This window comes from Candidatus Magnetobacterium casense (assembly GCF_019173545.1).
Lineage (GTDB): Bacteria > Nitrospirota > Thermodesulfovibrionia > Thermodesulfovibrionales > Magnetobacteriaceae > Magnetobacterium > Magnetobacterium cryptolimnobacter.
Window position 1 is genome coordinate 1 of the sequence record NZ_JABXWD010000020.1, and the last position, 20,136, is coordinate 20,136.

At 48.8% G+C, this 20,136-nt stretch carries 23 protein-coding genes and 1 tRNA gene; 8 read left to right on the forward strand and 16 right to left on the reverse strand.

Annotation, left to right across the window (positions count from 1 at the left end):
* The 5 genes from HWQ67_RS02100 to HWQ67_RS02120 form a co-directional block, all read left to right on the forward strand.
* Nucleotides 1-1,009, forward strand: a 1,009-nt coding sequence (locus tag HWQ67_RS02100) for an AAA family ATPase (RefSeq protein ID WP_218250987.1), incomplete at its 5' end; no start/stop codon positions are given.
* On the forward strand, nt 1,006-1,689 hold the full coding sequence (locus tag HWQ67_RS02105) for a DUF4276 family protein (RefSeq protein WP_218250988.1): 684 nt from the start codon (nt 1,006-1,008) through the stop codon (nt 1,687-1,689). The genes HWQ67_RS02100 and HWQ67_RS02105, both read left to right, overlap by 4 nt.
* Before the next feature lie 164 nt (nt 1,690-1,853).
* Nucleotides 1,854-2,033: a hypothetical protein gene (locus tag HWQ67_RS02110; RefSeq protein ID WP_218250989.1), complete on the forward strand. Its 180-nt coding sequence runs from the start codon at nt 1,854-1,856 to the stop codon at nt 2,031-2,033.
* A gap of 5 nt (nt 2,034-2,038) precedes the next feature.
* Nucleotides 2,039-2,743 carry a hypothetical protein gene (locus tag HWQ67_RS02115; protein WP_218250990.1) on the forward strand — a complete coding sequence of 235 codons (705 nt, stop codon included), beginning with the start codon at nt 2,039-2,041 and terminating at the stop codon, nt 2,741-2,743.
* 55 nt (nt 2,744-2,798) lie between these two features.
* The gene (locus HWQ67_RS02120) at nt 2,799-3,515 is read left to right on the forward strand and encodes an AIM24 family protein (protein ID WP_218250991.1); all 717 of its coding nucleotides are present in this window, start codon (nt 2,799-2,801) and stop codon (nt 3,513-3,515) included.
* A gap of 52 nt (nt 3,516-3,567) precedes the next feature.
* Here HWQ67_RS02120 and HWQ67_RS02125 read toward each other — a convergent pair whose 3' ends face one another.
* The 10 genes from HWQ67_RS02125 to HWQ67_RS02170 form a co-directional block, all read right to left on the reverse strand.
* The gene (locus HWQ67_RS02125) at nt 3,568-4,122 is read right to left on the reverse strand and encodes an MORN repeat-containing protein (RefSeq protein ID WP_218250992.1); all 555 of its coding nucleotides are present in this window, start codon (nt 4,120-4,122) and stop codon (nt 3,568-3,570) included.
* A gap of 28 nt (nt 4,123-4,150) precedes the next feature.
* A complete protein-coding gene (gene hisI, locus HWQ67_RS02130; RefSeq protein ID WP_218250993.1) occupies nt 4,151-4,519 on the reverse strand; it encodes a phosphoribosyl-AMP cyclohydrolase in 369 nt (122 codons plus the stop codon).
* 153 nt (nt 4,520-4,672) lie between these two features.
* A complete protein-coding gene (locus HWQ67_RS02135; protein WP_218250994.1) occupies nt 4,673-5,518 on the reverse strand; it encodes an HDOD domain-containing protein in 846 nt (281 codons plus the stop codon).
* A 96-nt stretch (nt 5,519-5,614) separates the two neighbouring features.
* On the reverse strand, nt 5,615-5,839 hold the full coding sequence (locus HWQ67_RS02140) for a hypothetical protein (RefSeq protein ID WP_218250995.1): 225 nt from the start codon (nt 5,837-5,839) through the stop codon (nt 5,615-5,617).
* 299 nt (nt 5,840-6,138) lie between these two features.
* Nucleotides 6,139-6,744, reverse strand: coding sequence for a C40 family peptidase (locus HWQ67_RS02145; protein ID WP_218250996.1), 606 nt, complete (start codon nt 6,742-6,744; stop codon nt 6,139-6,141).
* A gap of 53 nt (nt 6,745-6,797) precedes the next feature.
* On the reverse strand, nt 6,798-8,018 hold the full coding sequence (locus tag HWQ67_RS02150; RefSeq protein WP_218250997.1) for an aspartate kinase: 1,221 nt from the start codon (nt 8,016-8,018) through the stop codon (nt 6,798-6,800).
* A 54-nt stretch (nt 8,019-8,072) separates the two neighbouring features.
* A complete protein-coding gene (locus tag HWQ67_RS02155; RefSeq protein ID WP_218250998.1) occupies nt 8,073-9,335 on the reverse strand; it encodes a cofactor-independent phosphoglycerate mutase in 1,263 nt (420 codons plus the stop codon).
* A gap of 41 nt (nt 9,336-9,376) precedes the next feature.
* Nucleotides 9,377-9,452 (reverse strand) — tRNA-Asn (locus HWQ67_RS02160).
* Nucleotides 9,453-9,630: 178 nt separating this feature from the next.
* On the reverse strand, nt 9,631-10,125 hold the full coding sequence (locus HWQ67_RS02165) for a hypothetical protein (RefSeq protein WP_218250999.1): 495 nt from the start codon (nt 10,123-10,125) through the stop codon (nt 9,631-9,633).
* Nucleotides 10,041-10,370 carry a hypothetical protein gene (locus HWQ67_RS02170; protein ID WP_218251000.1) on the reverse strand — a complete coding sequence of 110 codons (330 nt, stop codon included), beginning with the start codon at nt 10,368-10,370 and terminating at the stop codon, nt 10,041-10,043. Before HWQ67_RS02170 ends, HWQ67_RS02165 begins: the two co-directional genes overlap by 85 nt.
* A 578-nt stretch (nt 10,371-10,948) precedes the next feature.
* Between HWQ67_RS02170 and HWQ67_RS02175 the strand changes: the two genes are divergently transcribed.
* The 3 genes from HWQ67_RS02175 to mnmG are packed head-to-tail and all read left to right on the forward strand — an operon-like array spanning nt 10,949 to nt 13,865.
* Nucleotides 10,949-11,503, forward strand: coding sequence for a hydrolase (locus tag HWQ67_RS02175; RefSeq protein WP_218251001.1), 555 nt, complete (start codon nt 10,949-10,951; stop codon nt 11,501-11,503).
* A gap of 16 nt (nt 11,504-11,519) precedes the next feature.
* Complete coding sequence (locus tag HWQ67_RS02180) at nt 11,520-11,960, forward strand: hypothetical protein (protein WP_218251002.1); 441 nt, start codon at nt 11,520-11,522, stop codon at nt 11,958-11,960.
* Nucleotides 11,961-11,969: 9 nt separating this feature from the next.
* A complete protein-coding gene (gene mnmG / locus HWQ67_RS02185) occupies nt 11,970-13,865 on the forward strand; it encodes a tRNA uridine-5-carboxymethylaminomethyl(34) synthesis enzyme MnmG (RefSeq protein WP_218251003.1) in 1,896 nt (631 codons plus the stop codon).
* Between the two features lie 139 nt (nt 13,866-14,004).
* Here the strand turns inward: mnmG and HWQ67_RS02190 are convergent, their stop codons facing one another.
* The 6 genes from HWQ67_RS02190 to mltA form a co-directional block, all read right to left on the reverse strand.
* The gene (locus HWQ67_RS02190; RefSeq protein WP_218251004.1) at nt 14,005-14,274 is read right to left on the reverse strand and encodes a cupin domain-containing protein; all 270 of its coding nucleotides are present in this window, start codon (nt 14,272-14,274) and stop codon (nt 14,005-14,007) included.
* A gap of 25 nt (nt 14,275-14,299) precedes the next feature.
* Complete coding sequence (locus HWQ67_RS02195) at nt 14,300-14,719, reverse strand: secondary thiamine-phosphate synthase enzyme YjbQ (protein ID WP_218251005.1); 420 nt, start codon at nt 14,717-14,719, stop codon at nt 14,300-14,302.
* 25 nt (nt 14,720-14,744) lie between these two features.
* Nucleotides 14,745-15,950 (reverse strand): glucose-1-phosphate adenylyltransferase, encoded by a 1,206-nt coding sequence (locus HWQ67_RS02200; RefSeq protein ID WP_218251006.1) that lies wholly within the window; start codon nt 15,948-15,950, stop codon nt 14,745-14,747.
* Nucleotides 15,951-15,974: 24 nt separating this feature from the next.
* A complete protein-coding gene (locus HWQ67_RS02205) occupies nt 15,975-16,439 on the reverse strand; it encodes a DUF1844 domain-containing protein (protein WP_218251007.1) in 465 nt (154 codons plus the stop codon).
* 476 nt (nt 16,440-16,915) lie between these two features.
* Entirely contained in the window at nt 16,916-18,631 is a 1,716-nt protein-coding gene (locus tag HWQ67_RS02210) for a hypothetical protein (protein ID WP_218251008.1), read from the reverse strand.
* 80 nt (nt 18,632-18,711) lie between these two features.
* A complete protein-coding gene (mltA, locus tag HWQ67_RS02215) occupies nt 18,712-19,905 on the reverse strand; it encodes a murein transglycosylase A (RefSeq protein WP_320414397.1) in 1,194 nt (397 codons plus the stop codon).
* Nucleotides 19,906-20,136: the final 231 nt, after the last annotated feature.

Here is a 20,136-nt window from a genome sequence, read left to right on the forward strand (position 1 = left end):
CTGCGAAAATAAAGATACCCCTCAATACTGGGAAATCCAGGGCGTCGAGTTCGGTCAACGCAATCTGATCGTTGGCCTCAACGCAACAGGGAAGACGCGACTGTTAGATGTAATCACAAGACTTGCCGGATTTATATTAGGAAAATATGATATTATTTATCACAGTGAGTATATACACTTGAAAACTCAGTTTTATGACACATCCGATGATAGTATATTTTCATATGAGTTGGAAAAAACAGATACATTGGGAGGTGTTTCGGAAAAACTTGAAAAAAATGGAGAAGCTACCTTTGAAAGGAGCTACAAACTTAAAACTGAAAAGAAAAAATTCCCCAATTCAGATATAGTTGGTTGGGCTAAAAAATATAAGTATTACTCCTTTAATTTCAAAAATCAGACTACTATATATGATCATCGGGTAAGTAAATATCGTGATAGTAATATTTTAGTGCGCCTGTTGTCTACCTTACTTACTAATGATAAAACAGAGAAAGTGCTACTAGAAGATTTTGACTATGTTGGTTTTCCTACAGATTATGTAACTATAACCATCTCACCCATCGTACTGTCTAAATGTGTATTGTTAAAAGAAAAGGGGTTGGAACGTCTTACAGATCATTATAGAATGTCACAAGGGATGTTCAGAGCATTAACGCTGATTGTCATTATTGAAGACTTATTATTAAGCAATAGCGAATGTACTCTTGTAATCGATGATATTGGTGAGGGCTTAGACTTTGATCGATCATCAAAACTAATCAAATTGATCTTCAGCAAGCTAAAAGATTCAAATATCCAATTCATAGCCACAACGAATAATCGATTCTTGATTAATGCTGTTGATATTAGAGACTTAAATATCTTAGAACGTGAAGGGCATGTCGTGAAGTCCTATAACTACAGCAATAGCAAAGAACAATTTGATGAGTTTGAATTCACGGGACTAGGCTCTTTCGATTTGTTCAGATATCAGATGTATAAGACACAAGAGGCACAAGTTGAATGATAAAGATAGCTTTTTTCGTAGAGGGGCAGACGGAGAGAATCTTTGTTGAAAAATTCCTGGATGAATATATTAGCCTCAATAAGTGCGAACTGATCGTCCAAAAATATATAGGCAATAATAAATCAGTAAAGAGGATATTTGAGAAAAAGAATCCTTATGCAAAATTCTATGTCCTGATCCATGAGGTAGGTAACGACGAAAAGGTGAATATAACTATCAGGGAAAATGCTGAAGTAATGATCAAAAGTTCGGACTATTCATATATTATTGGACTGCGTGATCTGTATCCCAAATCACGACAAGAAAGAGATAGAGTGATCAAGGCCTTTTACAAACTATTCGATAAGTTTGATTATAGTCATAAGATAAAATACATACTCGCAATCATGGAAATTGAGGCGTGGTTTTTATTGGATAAAGACTTTTTCACTAAAATGACCGACAATCCACAGGAAGTTACAAAGATTCTTGACAAGAAAAATACAGAAGAATATAACCATCCGGCTAAGGTGATAGATAAAATATACAGACTCTTAGGTAAAGAGTATAATAAACACGAAGACGATTCATACAACATCACTTATAACTTAGACTACAATTTCCTGTGCTCAGACGAGGTAAAGGCAAGGTCGGATAGCTGGCACTGCTTTGTCCAATGTGTAGATGACTGCTTTAGGTAACGTCAAGAACGCTCTAAGTGCATGGCCATAAATATTTATGACATTGGGATAGAAGTATTATGGGGTCAAGGGGACTGGTCCCCTTGCGGGTGGGTCTGAGGGAGGGCAGATCCCTCCCTTCTTTCTTCTCCTTGTATGTTTATAATGGAAAGGAGGTTATAGTAATGTCTAACCAGATAACGGAAGAGCCATTAACTCAGGTAATGGACAGCGTCAAGGGAGAAAACATTCTATTTGAGGTCTTGGAGTACATACCGACCATAAAAGTTATGGCAGCAAGGAAGCTCAAGCAGGTCAAGGTCACGATGAAAAACCCGGCATTTTTTTGTCTATTGCAGGAGTAGGTAAGATGAAAAAAGACTCCCTCGACATTAGTAAAGTCGTTATGCTGGGTAGGGTTTTTGACGAATATTATCATATGTTTAGTCTCAAAGACATTTCCCCTGCTGATACTAAAATCCTTGACGTTGCTTCCGGCGTAAGTTCCTTTTGCACACAGGCCAATAAAAAAGGATATAATGTAACAGCCTCTGACATTATTTATGATCGTTCACCGGAGGAATTATATAAGCAGGGTCTACTTGATGTTCAGGAGATTATGGAACAGATGTCCTCTGTCGCTCATAAATATAATTGGGAATATTTCAAGGATATTGAAATTTTGCAAGCTACAAGGCTTAATGCTCTGTCTTTATTTGTTGAAAATTACAAGGAATTTGGAAGCAAACGTTACATAAATGTGAAATACCCATGTTCAAACTTTTTTGAGAATCAATTCAATGTATCACTGGTATCACATTTTCTCTTCCTTTACGAGAATATGCTCGATTATAAGTTTCATAAAGATACAGTAAAAGAGCTTGCGAGAATTACAAGAGATGAGATACGTATTTTTCCACTTGTGAATTTTAAAGGAATAACATCTCGTTACATAAGTGAGTTAATGAATGATGTTGAACTGGGATTTCTTGAATTTACAATACGGAAAGTTGAATTCAATTTTATGAAAAATGCTGATGACCTGCTTATAATTAGAAAAATTAAGCCAAACTAAAAACTTGTAAAACTATCTTTTTTTATAGATCATTTCAGAAAAGGAGGTTGTCGCCATGTCTAACCAGATAACGGAAGAGCCATTAACTCGGGTAATGGACAGTGTTAGCGGGGAAGGCATCTTGTTTGAGGTGCTGGAGTATATACCGACCATAAAGGTACCGGGGGCCAGGAAACTCAAGCAGGTCAAGGTCACTATGAAAAACAGGGAAATCAGAATGGAATCCGGTGCCCTGCACTTTATGAAGGGGGATGTTACCATTGAGATTCCAAAGGCAACGGCAGGCGGTATTTTTTCAGGCTTTGTCACAAACGAAAAAATCGTTAAGCCCCTCTATAAGGGCAGTGGTGAAATCTACCTGGAACCAAGCTATTCTGACTATATCCTCATAAATATCGATAACACCCAACTGATTGCCGACAAGGGTCTCTTTTGCTGCTGCGAGTCAACCCTGCACGTTGGCGCAGTTTCCCAGAAAAACCTGATGACGGGACTTGCCGGGGGCGAGGGGTTTTTTCAGACCCTGATCAAGGGTACCGGTATATGCGTGTTGTGTTCCCCCGTGCCCGTGAGAGAGATCATGCAGGTTCAACTGGACAATGAGACCCTCAAGGTCGATGGTACGTTTGCCCTGCTGCGCCTTGGGGATGTAGAGTTCACGATAGAAAAATCCACCCGCACGCTCCTGGGTTCAGCGGCAAGCGGGGAAGGACTGTTGCAGGTATTTAGAGGCACCGGACAGGTATGGCTTGCCCCTACCCTGGGCAGATGAGTACAGACCTCCACCTGGTATAAGACTACTTTCGTATAGAACCTTAAAGATATTAGTAGTTTAGCTCTTTTTGAGCGCCTCCGGGGTAGATTACCGTGAATTTACCTTCTTTTTTGTCGTCCTTAAACTGACCGGTAATCTTCTTGCCATCGGGATAGATAAGTGTACCAGCTCCGTGCTTTTTTCCGTCCTTAAACTCACCCTCGTACTTCATCCCATCGGCATACGTATAGATACCCTTGCCGGTAATGGCATCGTCCTTAAACTCACCTTCGTACTTGTCGCCGTTGGCCCAGACAAAGGTGCCTTTTACACGTTTGTCACCAACAAACTCGCCTTCAAACCTGCCGCCATCGGGGAACAGGTAAACACCCTTACCCTCTCGCTTGCCATCCTTTAAGGAGCCGGTGTACTTCCTGCCGTCCTTTAGCGTCTGAGTGCCGGTGCCATCCATCTGCGAGTTCTTGAATTCCCCTTCATACGTGCTGCCATCGGGAAAGACCTTCGTACCAACGCCGTCCTTGCAGTTACCCTTGATACAATCGGCATGTAACACCACTGCCGAAAAGCAATACAGCGCAACGATTAAAACCACAAACCTCTTCATGTCAACCTCCATTGCTGAGACATACGGGCTATTTACCGTAGACCTGTTCTTGGGAAAAGACCTTTGCGGCAAGCTCCTGTCCGTTGATATCCTTGTAGAAGCAGCTCCTGTGACCGGTGTGACAGGCCCCGGGGCCATGCTGGATTACCTTGATCAGCAGGGTATCGTTGTCGCAGTCAACCAGCACCTGCTTTACCTCCTGTCCGTGCCCGGATTGTTCGCCCTTTTTCCAGAACTTCTGCCTCGAACGCGACCAGAAGTGCGTATAACCACTCTGCAATGTCTGAGCCAATGATGCCTCGTTCATGTAGGCAACCATCAACACCTCGCCATTTTCTGCGTCCTGGACGATGGCCGGAATAAGCCCCTTGTCGTCATACTTAAGCGTCTCTGTCATAACGTGTCAACTCCTTAACGATATTATTAGGTTCAGTATAACATAAACGCCCTTACTCTGGCGATTGCCCTGTATGAGTACCTTGTACTGTGCATTTTTTCGACCATACCCCCTGTGTGTCGTATAAGCGCCCCTTTTTTTGGCGATCCGCTATCAGACCAGTTGTCCTGATACCTCATCGACATCCTCGGAGAGGCTGATTAGGTCATCTCTGTCGAGGTCCAGTTCAAACATCGCCTGTTTGTATGATTGCAGCTTGTCGATGCAGACATTAGTGTCGGAGCCGGGCTGACACTGGTAGAAGCTGATGCAATCGGCCATGAACAGACATGCCGCAAGCCTTCTGTCATTTGAGTTTGTATGGATGCTGATATCAGTGTCATGGTGGTGCATGATTACGGCAGATATATCGTCCGTCAGGCCCATTGATTTTGCTATGATATAGCCGCCTACGGCATGAGAGGTGTTAAATTCCCTGTCTTCAATTTCAACGATATCGGTATCATTGCCCAGGGCCATGTCAATATCCTTGGCATAGGCGGGGAATTTCTTCAGCAGATATGGTGTGGCACAGTCGTGAAACAGACCGGCCATAAAGGCATTGTTGTCGGGGACATCTCGGAGCTTTTTGGCTATCAACGTGGCAACCCTGGCCACCAGCATGGAGTGGGTCCAGAACTTTTCCAGGACGGGATTATCTATTTTTATGGCGTTTTTCAGTGCCGAAACAAGTACGATGTTTTTAAAATTATCCAGGCCCAGGACATTTATGGCCCCTATGATAGAGTCACACTTGCGTACTGCAAAAAAGGGGGAGTTGGCCACCTTTATTATCTGGGCCGACAACGCCACATCTCTGCTTACAAGATTTGCTATGTTGTGTATACTGACGTTGTTCTTATTGATCTCGGCATTTAACTCCACAAGTATCTTTGACTGAGTTGGTATGCCAATACTCTTTAAGATGACCTCTGTTTTTCTGATTCTCTCTAAATCCACATCAACACTCACTACCCCTTTTCACTGTATTTGCTGCCTGTGACCTGCAACCATGTTAGCGGGTTGACCAATCCAGGATTGTAGGGCCTCATCTGCTCACGCCTTTACTGCATTGACAGAGCAAGTGTCCTGTTTCGTTTGTTGCAACAGACACTGGAGGTCTCTTGCGGCCTCGTCCTTGTCTGAACACTCCTTGATCAATCGCTTGGTATTTGGTACTCTGCAAAATGAGGTCACCGTGCCGCTGTCTCTTATAACAACCTCAACGGCATAAATAACATTGCCTATTAAGAAGTAGTGCTGCCTCTTTGTTTCTATCATAAGTATGCCTCCTTACCTATATATATTTTTCGGTTATGAATTGAGAAAGATTTAATCCTGAAATTGATAACATACTCAGGCTATACAGAGCGTTTCGATTACGTGCATAGTACAAGAAAAGAAAGGGGCGGCTCCGCCCCCCTTTAGAACCCCCCGCAAGGGGACCAGTCCCCCACTGAGCCGGGGGTCGCTGACCCCTTGACCCCGTAGAAATGCCACGCGTTTTGTATTTAATCCAATCGAAATTTGCTATACATGATTGCACATACATGGTTCTTGCCGTTTTCATAGTCTGCGGTTTACTCTGAGTTCATCGAGTACTTTTTTCTGGCAAAGACTTCGTCCTTCCATCGTCTGAAGGAATCAAACCTGTATTGCCAGTAATAGAACCAGCTCTCTGAGTTGGTTGAGCGTTCGATTACGCCGGCCTGACTTGAGGCGTGTATAAAGCTGATGTTGTCGCGTGCGGTCTTGTTCACTACGCCGAGATGACGCAAGTTTCTTTTTGTATCCTTAAAGAAGATGATATCACCTGGTTTTACGTCGTCTTTTTCTATCTGGTAGGTGCTGTCATATATCTTGTCTGTACTGAAATAATAAGGCTTGAATTCGTAATCTGACTCTGCGAGGCTTTTCCTGATAACGGCGCATATAAGATGGGAGCAGTCGGTGTATGAGGGGTCATCGTCGGGATTTGCCCCAAACTTATACTTAGCGCCAAGGAACGAGGACGATATGTGGGGGATATTATCCTGGAGGACGTCATAAGGCGACTTTGGTGTTGGCGTCGGTTGCTGTGTATGTTGTGGTATATCTTCCCTGGGAACAGGAGGCCTGGAGATATCCTCTCTGACAATAGTCTTCTTTGTACAACCAAACGCAAATATCAGCAACGTAAAAATCAAAACCCTTCTCACCTGAGCCTTCTCATCTGCCCCTTCTCAACCGGAGTTGTTCTTTATTTTTTATCTAGTTCAAAGGCCTTATGCAGCTCTCTTACGGCCAACTCTGTGTACTTGCCATCGATGACGCACGACAGTTTTATCTCCGAGGTGCTTATCATCATGATGTTTATGTTATTGTCCGACAGGGTTTTAAACATTCTTGCAGCCACGCCGCAGTGAGTTCTCATTCCTACGCCGACTATGGAGACCTTTGCGATGTCATTGTTTACGACGACCCCCCTGGCCCCCAGGGAATCTGCCAGGGCCTTTGTGGTCTCAACGGCCAAGTGCTGGTCGGCCTTTGTCACCGTGGAGGAGATGTCGGTAAACTTACCATCGGTACTGACGTTTTGCACAATCATATCGACAACGATGCCCTTATCTGCCAGTGCCGTAAAGATTGTAGCGGCAATGCCGGGTCTGTCCGGCACATCCTGTATGGTTATTTTGACCTGATTTTTGTCATGTGCAACTCCTGAAACAACAACATTTTCCATAGTTAAATCCTCCTTGACTACGAGCGTACCCGGTAAAGAATTAAAACTAGATCGTACCACCACCGGTACGTCATATTTCTTGGCATACTCCACAGATCTTGCCTGCAACACCTTTGCGCCGAGGCTGGCCAACTCCAGCATTTCGTCATACGATATCTTTTCGAGTTTTCTGGCGTTATTGACGATATTGGGGTCGGCAGTGTAGACGCCATCGACATCGGTGTATATCTCACACAGGTCTGCCCTAAGGGCAGCGGCCACGGCCACCGCTGTCAGATCAGAGCCGCCACGGCCTAACGTGGTAACGTCCGACGTTTCATCGGCTATACCCTGGAAGCCGGCGATTACGGCTATATAGTCGCCACGTATGGCATCCCTGACCCGTTCGCCGGTTACCTTCTGTATCTTTGCCTTGGTGTAGGCGGTATCGGTCACTATTCCAACCTGCCGACCGGTTAGAGAGAGCGCCTTTTGACCGAGTTGCTCTATCGCCATTGCCACCAGTGAGGCACTAACCCGCTCGCCGGTTGACAGGAGCATGTCCAGCTCCCTCTCTGTTGGGACGGGTTGCACGGACTTTGCCAGTGCTATGAGTCTGTCCGTCTCACCGGACATGGCTGAAACAATGACCACCACGTCGTTGCCTTCTCTCTTGCAGGCCACCGCACGTTCTGCCACTGCCCTCATCCGCTCTATGCTGCCCACGGAGGTGCCGCCGTATTTTTGTACTATCAACATTAATTTCTGTCTTCCCTTCTATGTTATTTGTAGTGAATCTGTGTCCGGCTTAATTTATTGTTGTGGATTTATAAAGTAGTCCATGAGTCTGTGCCCCTCGTGAAAAGCCCTGATATCTTTCATCGTGGCGATGCCTTCGTCGTAGGACAGATTGCCGGTATTTTTGAGGTGGCGGCTGTCGTAGATGACAAAGGGGACGGGTTCATCCGTGTGCGTTCTGATACTGAGGGGGGTGGCATGGTCAGGCATCAGGAGCACCCTGTAGTCGTCCTTGAGGGACTTCAGACCCTCCATTACGTTACCGACCACGAGGCGGTCAAAGTCCTCGATAGCCTTGAGTTTGTCATCGAGCTTGCCGGAGTGTCCGGCCTCATCGGGGGCCTCTACGTGTATGTATACGAAGTCAACGTCCCTTAGGGCATCAACGCCATAGGTGGCCTTACCCACGTAGTTGGTATCCAGATAGCCGGTGACACCGGGTACCTTGATTATATTGAATCCGGCGCACACGCCCAGGCCACGCGTGAGGTCCACGGCGCTGATGAGGGCGCCATCGATCCCGTATTTCTCCCTAAAGAGTGGCATCCGTGGTTTTCTGCCCTGTCCCCACAGCCAGATGCTGTTGGCAATACGTTTGCCCTCTTTCCTTCTCTGTGCATTAACGGGGTGCTCTCTGAGGATGTCTATGGATTTGTACATGGTCTCAAGGATTAGTTTGTTGGCCTCCCCTGCGGGTAGAAATGCCGGGGCTGCTCTGCCTGTTATATCGTGTGGTGGCGTGCAGTTGAGGTTGACGTAGGCTTGGGCTTCTTTGTCGTCTTTGGTTTTTAAGAGCATCAGGTGGCGGTAACTCACGCCATGATAGAATTTTATACGGTTGTCTGCGAGTTTTTCGTTGAGGCTGTCGATGAGTGCGCCGGCCTCTTTGGTGCTTATGTGTCCGGAGCTGTAGTCCTCCATGAGTGTTTTTTCTGACCACCAGCGTTCGTCTTTGCCATCGGCATGGGCAAAATCGAGGCAGACGAGGTTGCAACGGAATGCCACGTCGGTTGGCTCAAGGGCGATCCCCATGCTTGCGGCCTCCAGAGGTGCCCTGCCACAGTAGTATTGTGCCGGGTCATATCCCAGTATGCAGAGGTTTGCAACATCGGAGCCGGGGGGAAACCCTGCCGGGACAGTCCGCACAATGCCGACTTCCCCGGTTGAGGCCAACCTGTCCATGTTGGGCGTGGCGGCCTTTTGCAGCGGGGTTAGTCCACCGAGGGCATCGTTAGGTCTGTCGGCCATGCCATCGCCTATTAGTACAACATACTTCATCTATCGTTTATTTAAAAGGGGATTGGGGTTCCTTATAATTTTGGCTCCTGAGGAGGGATTCGAACCCCCGACCAAGTGGTTAACAGCCACCCGCTCTGCCGGCTGAGCTACCCAGGAACATGTCGCCTCTTTATGACTCTACAACCTATTTTGATATTATAGACGGATTGGTGGTGTTTGTCAAGTGAAATTTTTCCGCTGCAGGACTAGCGTTGTTGCGTCGGAGGGCTGAGTCCAATCCCGGGGAGGGGCGTTATACCCTCCCCGGATTTAAAGGCAATGTGTATATGTTCGTTTATTGGTTAAACCAATCGGGAGACAGACCTTGAGTTGCATAACCGGAGTTATCCGATTCGCCTATGACGTATACGTCACCGGAAGATGTGTCCTGCCAAAGGGTGTCGGTTTGCATACCGTCGCCATATTGACGTATGCCTGGCTGGTTGCCTTTGTCATGGAAGTCTCCAACGCCTATGATCTTCCAGTTGCCTGGTACTGCCCGAGCCAGATATGCCCCTGATGCTATGGTTGCGTTGTTCATGTGCCATACGTAGAGGTCGCCGCTGACAGAGTCCTGCCAGACGATATCGCTGTTACCGCTGCCGGAGCTACCCCATTTGGCGATGAATTGCCCCTTTGAGTCAAACTTCTGCAGGCGATCGTTTTCTCCATCGGTAACAAAAACGTTACCGGAACTATCAACTGCTATGTCTCGTGGATTGTTGAACTGCCCATCACCGCTGCCGGAGCTACCCCATTTGGTGCATTGAAACAGCCATCCTCCGTACACGCTCCCCACGTAGCCACAAAGTTGTACGTCTGGGCTGTTGCGGCGCTGGAGGATTTGTTTGCAGCAACATCCCTTGAGACTTCAGCTCTGTTCTCCGGGTGATTAAGCTCCTGCAGCCACTGACTGGCTCCCTCCCTAACACCCTCTGCAGAACCGGCCTCTGCACAGTTGGCCGACAACATCCACAATAACGCTATTAGTGTTGCCAATATAAAACTTGTTATCCTGACTCTTTTGTTACTCATCACTAAAAACCCTGCTGTTTTTGATTTTTTTTGAACGTTATAGTAATTTTACCATATCCCTGGTGATTAGATCGATAATCTTTCCCTTGCTCCACTGTAAATTTGTTCTCCATCATAAACGCTACAAAAAGAAGAAGGAGGGCGGTTTACGGCAGGGCTGCCTCACCCCCTCCGCCCCATGTTGCATCGGCGGAGTCCAAGGCTTTCCCCAACGTGCGCCTCGGCATCGGGTGAGAGGTCGTTGCCTCCTCCGTAGGTTATATAGAATTGGCTGAGTTTGTCAAGCAAATAATATCCCTGTAACGTATCCTATTAAAAAAGCATGGTAAAATGGGGTCAAGGGGACTTCTTCGCACCCGCCCCTGTCACAAACCGCCCCTTTCTTTCTTGCCTTAAAGTATAGTTACCACGAAATATAAAGAGGATACCCTGTAACCTTACCGTTGGCTTCAAATATGTGACTATTTCATCACAGAAATATTTACAAGAAGCTTTTTCTTTACGGTCAAATGCTATTGCCTTGATAATATTTCCCTTGCTATTGTTTTCTTGCCCACTGATCTTGTAAATTAAATATAGTGCTTGATAGATTTGTCATAAAGCCCCGGGGGTCAGCTCTGGTAATAGTTGACATCCAGGACAAGCTGGTTGCCGCCGTTGAGGAGGCCGATCGGGTTGTTGCAAATGCCCTGCATCTCATTGAGTTGAGTAGGCTCTACGACATTCCCGTCCTGATAACGCAGCAGTACCCACGGGGACTTGGGCAGACGGTGCCGGCGCTGCGGGATGCCTTGCCGGGGGTGGAGTACATCGATAAGATGACCTTCAGTTGTTGTAAGGATGTTGGATTTACGGGGGCGCTTAAGGCCGTTGACAGAAAGGCGGTAATATTATGCGGGATTGAGACACACATATGTGTGCTTCAGACGTGCGTAGAGTTGTTGGCAATGGGTTACTTCGTGCATGTCGTCAGGGACTGTGTGGCCTCAAGGAGCAAGGACAACAAGGACACCGCTATTGAGTATATGCGTGATGCAGGGGCGGTTATCACCACAACGGAGACCGTCCTGTTTCAGGTGCTCAGGGAGGCGGGCACGGATAACTTCAAAACAATCGCAAAAAGGATAGTATAAAAAAAAAGGTGACAAAATGAGTGACAAGGATATTGGAGATCAACTCAATGACCTTAAGATGAGTATTTTCTATGATATCATGGAGATCGTTGGTCGTGTATTTATTATAGTCAGATACTCCGAAGACGTGTTAATTGGCAACAGGGGGTTTATAGACAATGAACGGCAGGATGGCATCACACTGGTGTTTAACACGAGGATGAACTTTACCTGGCAGGATGACATCCTGGAGGCAAAGCTGGTCTTTGGGGCGACTGCCCAGCAGTGTGTTATACCGGTGCAGCACATCATTGCGATCTACTCCCCGGAGCTTCAGAGTCAGTTTGTGACCTCGTATGTGCAACCGGAGGGCGAATTGAAAAAACCCGGGGTGGTAGAGACCTCTCCCGGAAAGGCCTCTGAATCTGCCGGAGATAACATCGTCGAGGTTGACTTCAGCAGAAAGAAGAAGAAATAACGCCCCCGTATGTTTCATCAGCGAAACTATGACGTCATTGTCATAGGGGCCGGTCATGCCGGATGTGAGGCGGCCCTGGCCTGTGCCAGAATTGGGTTGAGCACGTGTATCTTTACGTCCAACCTCGACACGATTGCGCAGATGTCGTGTAACCCTGCCATCGGGGGGCTTGCAAAGGGGCACCTCGTCAGAGAGATAGACGCCCTGGGCGGACAGATGGCCAGGACGGCAGACTACAGCGGCATACAGTTCAGGATGCTCAACCGCTCAAAGGGGCCCGCCGTGTGGTCGCTCAGGAGTCAGAACGACAGGGTACTGTACAGGTTGCACATGAAACGAACCCTCGAAGCCACCAAAAACCTCGACATCAAACAGTCCGTTGTAGAGCGCCTCGTTGTTGATCCAAACGGCAATCGCATCAAGGGCGTTGTAAGTGCCTTTGGGGCGTCGTTTGGGGCGCGGGCGGTCATTGTCACCACGGGGACGTTTCTCAATGGCGTCATTCACGTGGGGCTTGAGCACTCCCCTGCCGGACGTGCGGGGGAGGGGCCATCGGTGGGGCTTTCGGAGTCCCTGCGGTCGTTGGGGTTTAAGATGGGCAGGCTCAAGACCGGCACGCCCCCGCGGATTGACTCCGGGAGCATCGATTTCTCCAGGACCACACCGCAGTGGGGCGATGACCCGCCAGTGCCGTTTTCCTTTTCAACAAAGGAGATAACTAACCCGCAACTGCCATGCTTTATCACATACACAAACAGCGCCACACACGAGATCATCACCGAAAGCCTGGGGCGCTCCCCCCTCTACAGCGGCAAGATACAGGGCATTGGGCCGCGCTATTGTCCGTCGATTGAGGACAAGGTGGTGCGGTTTGCAGGGCGTCAGAGGCATCAGGTCTTTCTCGAACCCGACGGCCTGGACACGCGGGAGTACTATGCCAACGGCATCTCAACGAGTCTGCCCTACGACGTGCAGGTGCGCTACGTCAGGACGATCGAAGGTCTGGAGGAGGCCGAGCTGATGCGTCCCGGCTATGCCGTGGAGTACGACAGCGTTTACAGTACGCAGTTGCGTCACACCCTTGAGACCAAGTCCGTTGAGGGACTGTACCTGGCCGGTCAGATAAACGGCACATCAGGCTATGAGGAGGCCGCCGCTCAGGGACTCATTGCCGGCATCAACGCCGCCATGAAGCTCAAGGGTCGGCCCCCGCTCATGCTTCAGCGACACGAGGCCTACATCGCCGTGATGCTCGATGACCTGGTCACAAACGGCACCGTGGAGCCCTACAGGATGTTCACCTCACGGGCGGAGTTTCGTCTGTTGCTGCGAAACGACAACGCTGAACTGCGCTTAAAAGAGCACGGGTATCGCGTGGGGCTTGTCCCGGAGGCAGAGTATCAGGGCTTTTGCGGACGACGTGACATCCTGCACGCCGAACTACAGAGATTGAGTACGCAGCGCATACAGCCCGATGCCGTCAACGAGGTCCTTGCCCCGTTAGACGTCCCGGCGGTTACGGAGTCGGTCAGCCTACGGCAGTTGCTCAAGCGTCCGGAGGTGACATACGATCTTCTGCTGCGGAGGTTTCCGCCAGAGAGCCAACACGCACAACCCATTGACGCCACTCTGGCACAGCTCATCGAAACCGAGGTGAAGTACGAAGGCTACATCAAACAGCAGTGCCAGTTGGTTGAAAAGGTGAAGAAGATGCAGAACCGTCACATCCCCGCCGATTTCGATTATCAGGCCGTCAGCGGCCTCTCACGGGAGGTCATCGCCAGGCTTGAGGAGGTTCGGCCAGCTGACCTCGGTCAGGCAGCACGCATATCCGGTGTAACACCGGCAGCCGTTTCGCTGATCATGGTCATCCTCGAAAAAAAGAGACGTCAGAGGGACTGGTAGCACCACAATCAACCGTGGTTGCCAGGATTTAAGCCACTTTTCTCCCTTCATAATATGGCATTGTTACTATGCGGCAGCAATGTGACCACGCTTAAATGGAGTGCTACCCCTCTGCCATAAACCGCCCCCTTCTTTCTTTTTACTTGAACTTGTAGTGCTTTCTGACGGGTTCTTTGACGTCCCAGGTGCAGGAGAGGCCCTCGGGGAAGGTCACGAAGTCGCCCTTTCCAAACTCCACTTCGCCGCTGTCGGTCTTGACCACCACCCTACCCGCAAGCAGATAGCACATCTCCGTGGAGTCGTAGGACCAGTCAAACTTGGATACCTCTTTCTCCCAGATAGGCCACTTGCTCACACCCATCTCATTGAGTTCCGTGTCGGTTGGTTTTTTGATCGTTATATTTGCCATGTGTTGTCTCCTTTGTTTATGTAAGCTATTGCCCGATCAGATTGACGGCTACATTACGGTTCCTGCGCCTGTTATCAAAATCCGCCAGCACCACCTGCTGCCACGTCCCAAGCAACAGCGTTGCGTTGTCAAATGGTATGGTAAGCGACGGTCCCTGCAGTGCCGCTCGAACATGACTAAAGCCGTTGCCATCCCCCCAGGTCTGATTGTGTGCGTACTGCTTGCCAAAGGGCGCCAGCTTTTCATACAACTCCGTCATGTCCCTGATCAAGCCCGATTCGTACTCAAACGTGGTAATGGCCGCCGTAGAACCAACCACAAAAACCGTCATTATGCCCTTTGACAAACCGGACTTATCCAGTATGGCTTTTAAGTGCCCCGTGAGGTCGATCAGGTCGCCATTGCCCCCGGTGCTCAGGGTTATATACTCGTTTATAATCTCCATAGACGATTTCCTCTCTGTCAGATGTCTAACTGAACGACGTCTTGGGGAGGATGCCAACACCCGATTCATCGATGTGCATCCTGAACCTGTCCTTGTTTGCGTCAAAGCCCAGGGTTTCGTATTCCTTGATGACGTTGTGCTTGTCCACGATGACGTTTTTCAAGCGACAGCCCTTTTTGATATGCACGTTTTCCAGGATGATGCAGTTTTCGACTTCGGCGCCTTCCTCAATGATTACACTGCTGCGGATAATGGAGTTGGTAATCGTAGCGCCCTTGATGCATACGCCGTCGGCAATGAAACTGTTGTTGATCGAACCGCTGATTATCTTGGCCGGTGGCACCAGCGACAACTCCGGATGTATCGGCCAACTGGGATTGGATATGTCAAAGATCGGATACTCGCCAAGCATGTCCATGTTTGACGCCATAAATGCCTTGATGGTTCCTACGTCGCGCCAGTATGCAACCTCCTCGTAGGGCTTTGTGCCAGGGACCTTGTTGAGCGAAAAATCGTACGCAAAGAGGTTGACCTTACCAACGAGACTTGGCAGGATGTAGCCGCCAAAGTCATGCTCGTTTTTTTTCTGTGCGTCGGCCAGGGCCTCCAAAAGCACGTTTGTATCAAATATATAGTTACCCATAGAGATATATGCCTGAGTCGGATCGCCGGGCATATGGGATGGATTCTTGGGTTTTTCTTCAAACCTTTCAATCAGGCCGTTTGCTGCAGTCTTTATGACCCCAAAGGCCGAAGCCTCGTCTATGGGCACGGGGCGTGCTGCCACGGAGACCTTTGCATCATTGGCGATATGGAAATCTAGCATCTGACTGACGTCCATCCTGTAGATGTGGTCGGCGCCAAAGATAACCACATGGGTGGGGTTAAACTGCTGAATGAGGTTGACATTTTGCAGCACGGCATCCGATGTGCCCTGGAACCACTCCGTGCCCTTACGCATCTGCGGCGGCACTATGGTTATGAACTGGTCACGCGACACCGACGTATGACTCCAGTTCTCCTGCACGTGCTTGATCAACGACTGCGACTTGTACTGCACCAGCATGTATATAGAGTACATCCCGGAATTAATGATGTTGCTCAGGGCAAAGTCAATAATCCTGTACCTGCCCCCAAAGGGCACTGAGGGCTTGGAACGAATCGCCGTCAACGGAAATAGCCTTCTGCCCTCACCTCCTGCCAGTATCAATGTCAAAACCTTTGGATGCATAAAAAGACCTCCTGTTTGCTTATTTTAAGGTTGATTTGCAATATTCATGTACGCCATTTGCAGGTGGTACAACATGTCGGAGAGATGTTGTGCCTCAGAGTCGTCCAAATTCCCCCTAGTCTTTTCCTGTAGCATGGCAATGACGTCGATGAGGTACTTTGCCACTGCCATGTCCTTATAGGTCTGTCCCTGGTGGTCCTGCAACAGGCCCATGCTAACCATCACATCCGTGCTGAGGTTTGCCACGAAGTTTATAAAGCTGACCTCCGGTACTACATCGTGCTCGCAGTGACCGTCGTGCGCCTCGCCTCCACAGTGGCCGGCGTGCCCACCAGTGGCATATACGTCCTCCTCAGAGGGGTGCATATGTGGATGGCAGAAATCCTCATGCCCTGCCTCCTGAGTGCGTTGTTCATCTCTCAATGCCTCATCTTGCCTGAGCTTGCGTTTGTCTATAAACTCAAAGCCCTTTTCTTCTTCTCTGTCCATCGGTACCCCTCAATAAATATTTAATCTAAGAATTATAACATAACATCACATTTTATTATTTGCATGTGCCAAAATTTATCACGACAGCCTTTCTTAAGCTATCCTGAACTTCCTCAGTCTAAAACCACGCCTGAGAATCTGCAACATCCACCGTTTTCATATTTCCACCTCTTTGTACAAAATTGCCTGTTTATAGCACGTTTCGATTGGGTTAAATACAAGATACATGGCATTTTTACGGGGTCAAGGGAACTTCTTTGTGGCCGGGGCGGGTGCGACCCGCTGCGACAAGATTGCGCCTCGCCCCTCCCCTTGCGGGGGGTTCTGAAGGGGGCCAGGTGCGACCTGGAGCGCCAAGAAGCGGAGCCGCCCCTTTCTTTCTTTGTATCGCATGCAATCGAAACGCGCTATATATAACAATACATGGTAGGTGTATTAGTCAAATTTTTTTCATCCGGGGGGTGCTTCACCCCGTTTTATGGCGGAATGGGTGCCATTTCCGGTTTTTGCAACCGGACAACGCCGGCGACCTTGAGGTTTGGGAAGAGACGATTGTGCATCACGACGATGTTGTCTTCCCGGTACGAGCCGCCCTCACAATACATGTTGCAGGCATGGTATTCAATGTCCAAAGCTGCGGCATTTTTCATGGCAATCGTGCCCCGGGTTGACTCGTGACAGACCACGTTGCATCTGCTGACATCTCTGCCGGAGCGTTTTGCCTTGAAAAGCAGGATATCGCTGTATTCATCGACGGTGTAACCGTAGTCCATGAAGTGATAGTCCTGGAACCAGTTGCTGTAGACTTTTTCGATCGGAAAAGAGCTTGTAAAGACATTCACAATGCTTTTGTGTGCATCGTATGAGAGGAAATCCGGCAACACAAGCACCGTTGTGCCATTTTGCATTTCAGCGGCAATGGAATTGGCAAACTCACGAGCCTGTGCCTCCGTGGCATCGACTGGGTGACTGATACAGCGCAAATGTGAGAAGTATCTGACAAATATGCAGTTATCCATGCCCATGACCAGTGTGTTGTGCCTTTCCCCTGGGATGTCCTTGTAGAACTCGGCAATTGTGTTGAGCTTACGGTGGAAGGACAGTACGGGGTAGACGCTGTAAAACAAGAACATCGCTATCAATATACACGTCCCCCAGGTGATGGCGTTACTGACCGTCTGGCTTATCCCGATAAACGACAGGGCTTTACGAAACACCACCACCATCAGCGGCAAAGACACCAACGATGGCCAGAGAAAGTGCCTGTATACCCTGACACTCAGATTGCACAAGAAGAAAAACAGTAACACAAGTTCAAGTATGAAAGTCGCATAGATAGCCTTTTTCACACGGTCAGTCTCAAAGGCGACGCTTGCAAGTCCGATGAACTGCGCAACAAACAGGAAGGTGCCAACGCCGTATCTCCAACTGCTGATCCCCACCGGAAACAGAGGCGAAAACAGCCCCTTAAACTGTCCAACGTATGGAGAGGCCGCAGACGTCCACAGGGCCTGAAAGTGGTGTCTGTCAAACACTGACACCGTTGCCACGGTCACGAGTAAAAATACGGCGATGTCCCTGGCTCCACGCAACAGGCTGTCCCTGCTGATGAAATCACCCCACCGGGTGTCATCTCTGAGGGAATAAACATACATGGTTGTCATAAAAAGCGGCAGAAACATTATCGGCATCTCCTTGCTCAGGATGGCAAGGGCATAAAGAACGCCGCCGGCATACCTGACGTAAGCGGGCCTCTTTCCCGATACCAGGAGCATGGCAGCAACCATGTACATCAGCACCAGGAAGTCCTCCTTCATGTGCGTAATCGTCATAATGCTTGCCGGAACTGTAAACAGGAGGATGGTTGAGATGGCAGCGGTTGTGTGGTCCGTCAGTGCCCTTATCCAGAAGAAGTACATGATTAACGTCAACAATGCAGACAAACAGACCGTAACGGGCAAGGTCATATAGCCCAAAAGCAGCGACAATGGCAACAGGGAGTAAGAATTAAAGCACCGCGCCTCAGGAAAACACCTGAGTTCGGAGGTCTCCTTAAATATCTGCACTGCCTGCATGTATTCAGCCGTATCATAGTGATATGGCTCCGTGAGGCCAAAGATAAACAGGATGCCTGCAATGGTTGCAAACAATGCAATAACGCCCAGGTTCCTGCGTTGTGTAATTTTACCCATGTTCATGTGTCAGGTCTTAATCTTACGAAAAGCAACAGAAAGAAAAACCTGCCATCCCAACTGGTATCACGTATGACACCCTACTTGCCGTTCTGCTTGACATGGGATGTGGTGCTCTTTGCGTGGTGCTTTTGTGTTGTTGATTTTTTATTGTCTTTTTTGTGTTCTTTTTGTGGTTGCTTTTTGACGAGAAAATACAGATTACCGCTCTGACGCATGGTGCCGGCCTGGATTTCGGCGTGCTTGCCCCTGCCCCAGAAGAAATCAACACGCTTGGGACCAACTATTGCCTTGCCCGTATCCTGATTGACGACAAAGCGTGTCAGCGGAGTATAACCCGTTATGCGGTCGTTGTTATCCAGAACGGCTTTTTTTGTGCTTATATATGAGAGCGCCCCCTGTGGGTAAATACTCAGGTCGGTTGCGATTGCCCTACCGGAGACCAAAGGCACGTTGCATGCCCCTATGCCTATCTCCTGCGTGGTGGTAAAGAACACGTAGCTGGGATTGTGTGCCATGACCCTGTCTATCTCCTCGGGATGCTCACGTAGATAGGCCTTTATGCCCTGCATTGACACCGAACGGTTGTCCATCCTGTTTTCTTCCATGAGGAGCTTGCCAATGCTCCTGTAGTCATGCCCGTTGGTGCCGGCGTAGCCAACGTACAAGACATCGCCGGTGTCAAGCTCTATCACACCGGAACCCTGAATGTGCAGGAAAAACAGGTCTACGCGGTCATCGACGTAGAGCAGTTCAAGTCCCCTGCCCGACAGTGCCCCGGCGTCTATCTCCTGACGCGTCAGAAACGGTACAACCTTGTTCAGCTCCTGTGGGGGGCGGTACAGGGGGTAACGAAAGGTGTCACTGCTGTGGAGACTTCCCTTGAGCGTGGGTACAAAATAACCGGTGACGATTATCCCGTCAGGGTTGTTATTGCCCCTGTAGGCGTATACTGCATAGTGCTGGCGGATGTGTTTGTTCAACGCGGCCAGATCACCGTTGGAACGCTTCAGGGCATCCAGGAAATCATTGAGGGATTCCTTGAGGTGTTTGACCGTATAGACGTCCGGGCCATAGGTAAACGACTTGGTGTCATCGAGTCTGTTTAGGTAAACGAGGTTTCGGTTGATGGCCTCTCTGAGGCCAGTGAGGTTGTAGTCGTCGGTGAATGTCGGGTATTGCGACGGTTCAAGACGTTTCACTGGCAGACCAGCCTCCACTGATGCACAACCCTGTATGGTGGTTGACAATAAGAGCGCCACATACAGCGCCACTACCAATATAATTCTACGCACCTCTAAATTATAACAAAAAAATGCTAATATATGATCATGTCAACTGAAGAGGTATACTGAAATGACGCAGGTTTTTTCAGGCATGATATTTGAGCGTGAAGTAATGGGGTCAAGGGGACTGGTCCCCTTGCGGGGGGTTCTGAAGGGGGGCGGAGCCGCCCCTTTCTTTCTTGTATGCGGGCAATTTTGATACCCGAAAAAACTCGAATC

What these genes read in the sequence shown, in the direction of transcription:
- HWQ67_RS02205 (WP_218251007.1), bottom strand. Translation starts at nt 16,439, where the DNA reads ATGGACAGAGAAGAAGAAAAGGGCTTTGAGTTTATAGACAAACGCAAG.
- HWQ67_RS02120 (WP_218250991.1), top strand. Translation starts at nt 2,799, where the DNA reads ATGTCTAACCAGATAACGGAAGAGCCATTAACTCGGGTAATGGACAGT.
- HWQ67_RS02125 (WP_218250992.1), bottom strand. Translation starts at nt 4,122, where the DNA reads ATGAAGAGGTTTGTGGTTTTAATCGTTGCGCTGTATTGCTTTTCGGCA.
- HWQ67_RS02180 (WP_218251002.1), top strand. Translation starts at nt 11,520, where the DNA reads ATGAGTGACAAGGATATTGGAGATCAACTCAATGACCTTAAGATGAGT.
- HWQ67_RS02150 (WP_218250997.1), bottom strand. Translation starts at nt 8,018, where the DNA reads ATGTTGATAGTACAAAAATACGGCGGCACCTCCGTGGGCAGCATAGAG.
- HWQ67_RS02140 (WP_218250995.1), bottom strand. Translation starts at nt 5,839, where the DNA reads ATGATAGAAACAAAGAGGCAGCACTACTTCTTAATAGGCAATGTTATT.
- HWQ67_RS02200 (WP_218251006.1), bottom strand. Translation starts at nt 15,950, where the DNA reads ATGCATCCAAAGGTTTTGACATTGATACTGGCAGGAGGTGAGGGCAGA.
- HWQ67_RS02190 (WP_218251004.1), bottom strand. Translation starts at nt 14,274, where the DNA reads ATGGCAAATATAACGATCAAAAAACCAACCGACACGGAACTCAATGAG.
- HWQ67_RS02110 (WP_218250989.1), top strand. Translation starts at nt 1,854, where the DNA reads ATGTCTAACCAGATAACGGAAGAGCCATTAACTCAGGTAATGGACAGC.
- HWQ67_RS02105 (WP_218250988.1), top strand. Translation starts at nt 1,006, where the DNA reads ATGATAAAGATAGCTTTTTTCGTAGAGGGGCAGACGGAGAGAATCTTT.
- HWQ67_RS02195 (WP_218251005.1), bottom strand. Translation starts at nt 14,719, where the DNA reads ATGGAGATTATAAACGAGTATATAACCCTGAGCACCGGGGGCAATGGC.
- HWQ67_RS02115 (WP_218250990.1), top strand. Translation starts at nt 2,039, where the DNA reads ATGAAAAAAGACTCCCTCGACATTAGTAAAGTCGTTATGCTGGGTAGG.
- HWQ67_RS02210 (WP_218251008.1), bottom strand. Translation starts at nt 18,631, where the DNA reads ATGGGTAAAATTACACAACGCAGGAACCTGGGCGTTATTGCATTGTTT.
- mnmG (WP_218251003.1), top strand. Translation starts at nt 11,970, where the DNA reads ATGTTTCATCAGCGAAACTATGACGTCATTGTCATAGGGGCCGGTCAT.
- hisI (WP_218250993.1), bottom strand. Translation starts at nt 4,519, where the DNA reads ATGACAGAGACGCTTAAGTATGACGACAAGGGGCTTATTCCGGCCATC.
- HWQ67_RS02155 (WP_218250998.1), bottom strand. Translation starts at nt 9,335, where the DNA reads ATGAAGTATGTTGTACTAATAGGCGATGGCATGGCCGACAGACCTAAC.
- HWQ67_RS02170 (WP_218251000.1), bottom strand. Translation starts at nt 10,370, where the DNA reads ATGAGTAACAAAAGAGTCAGGATAACAAGTTTTATATTGGCAACACTA.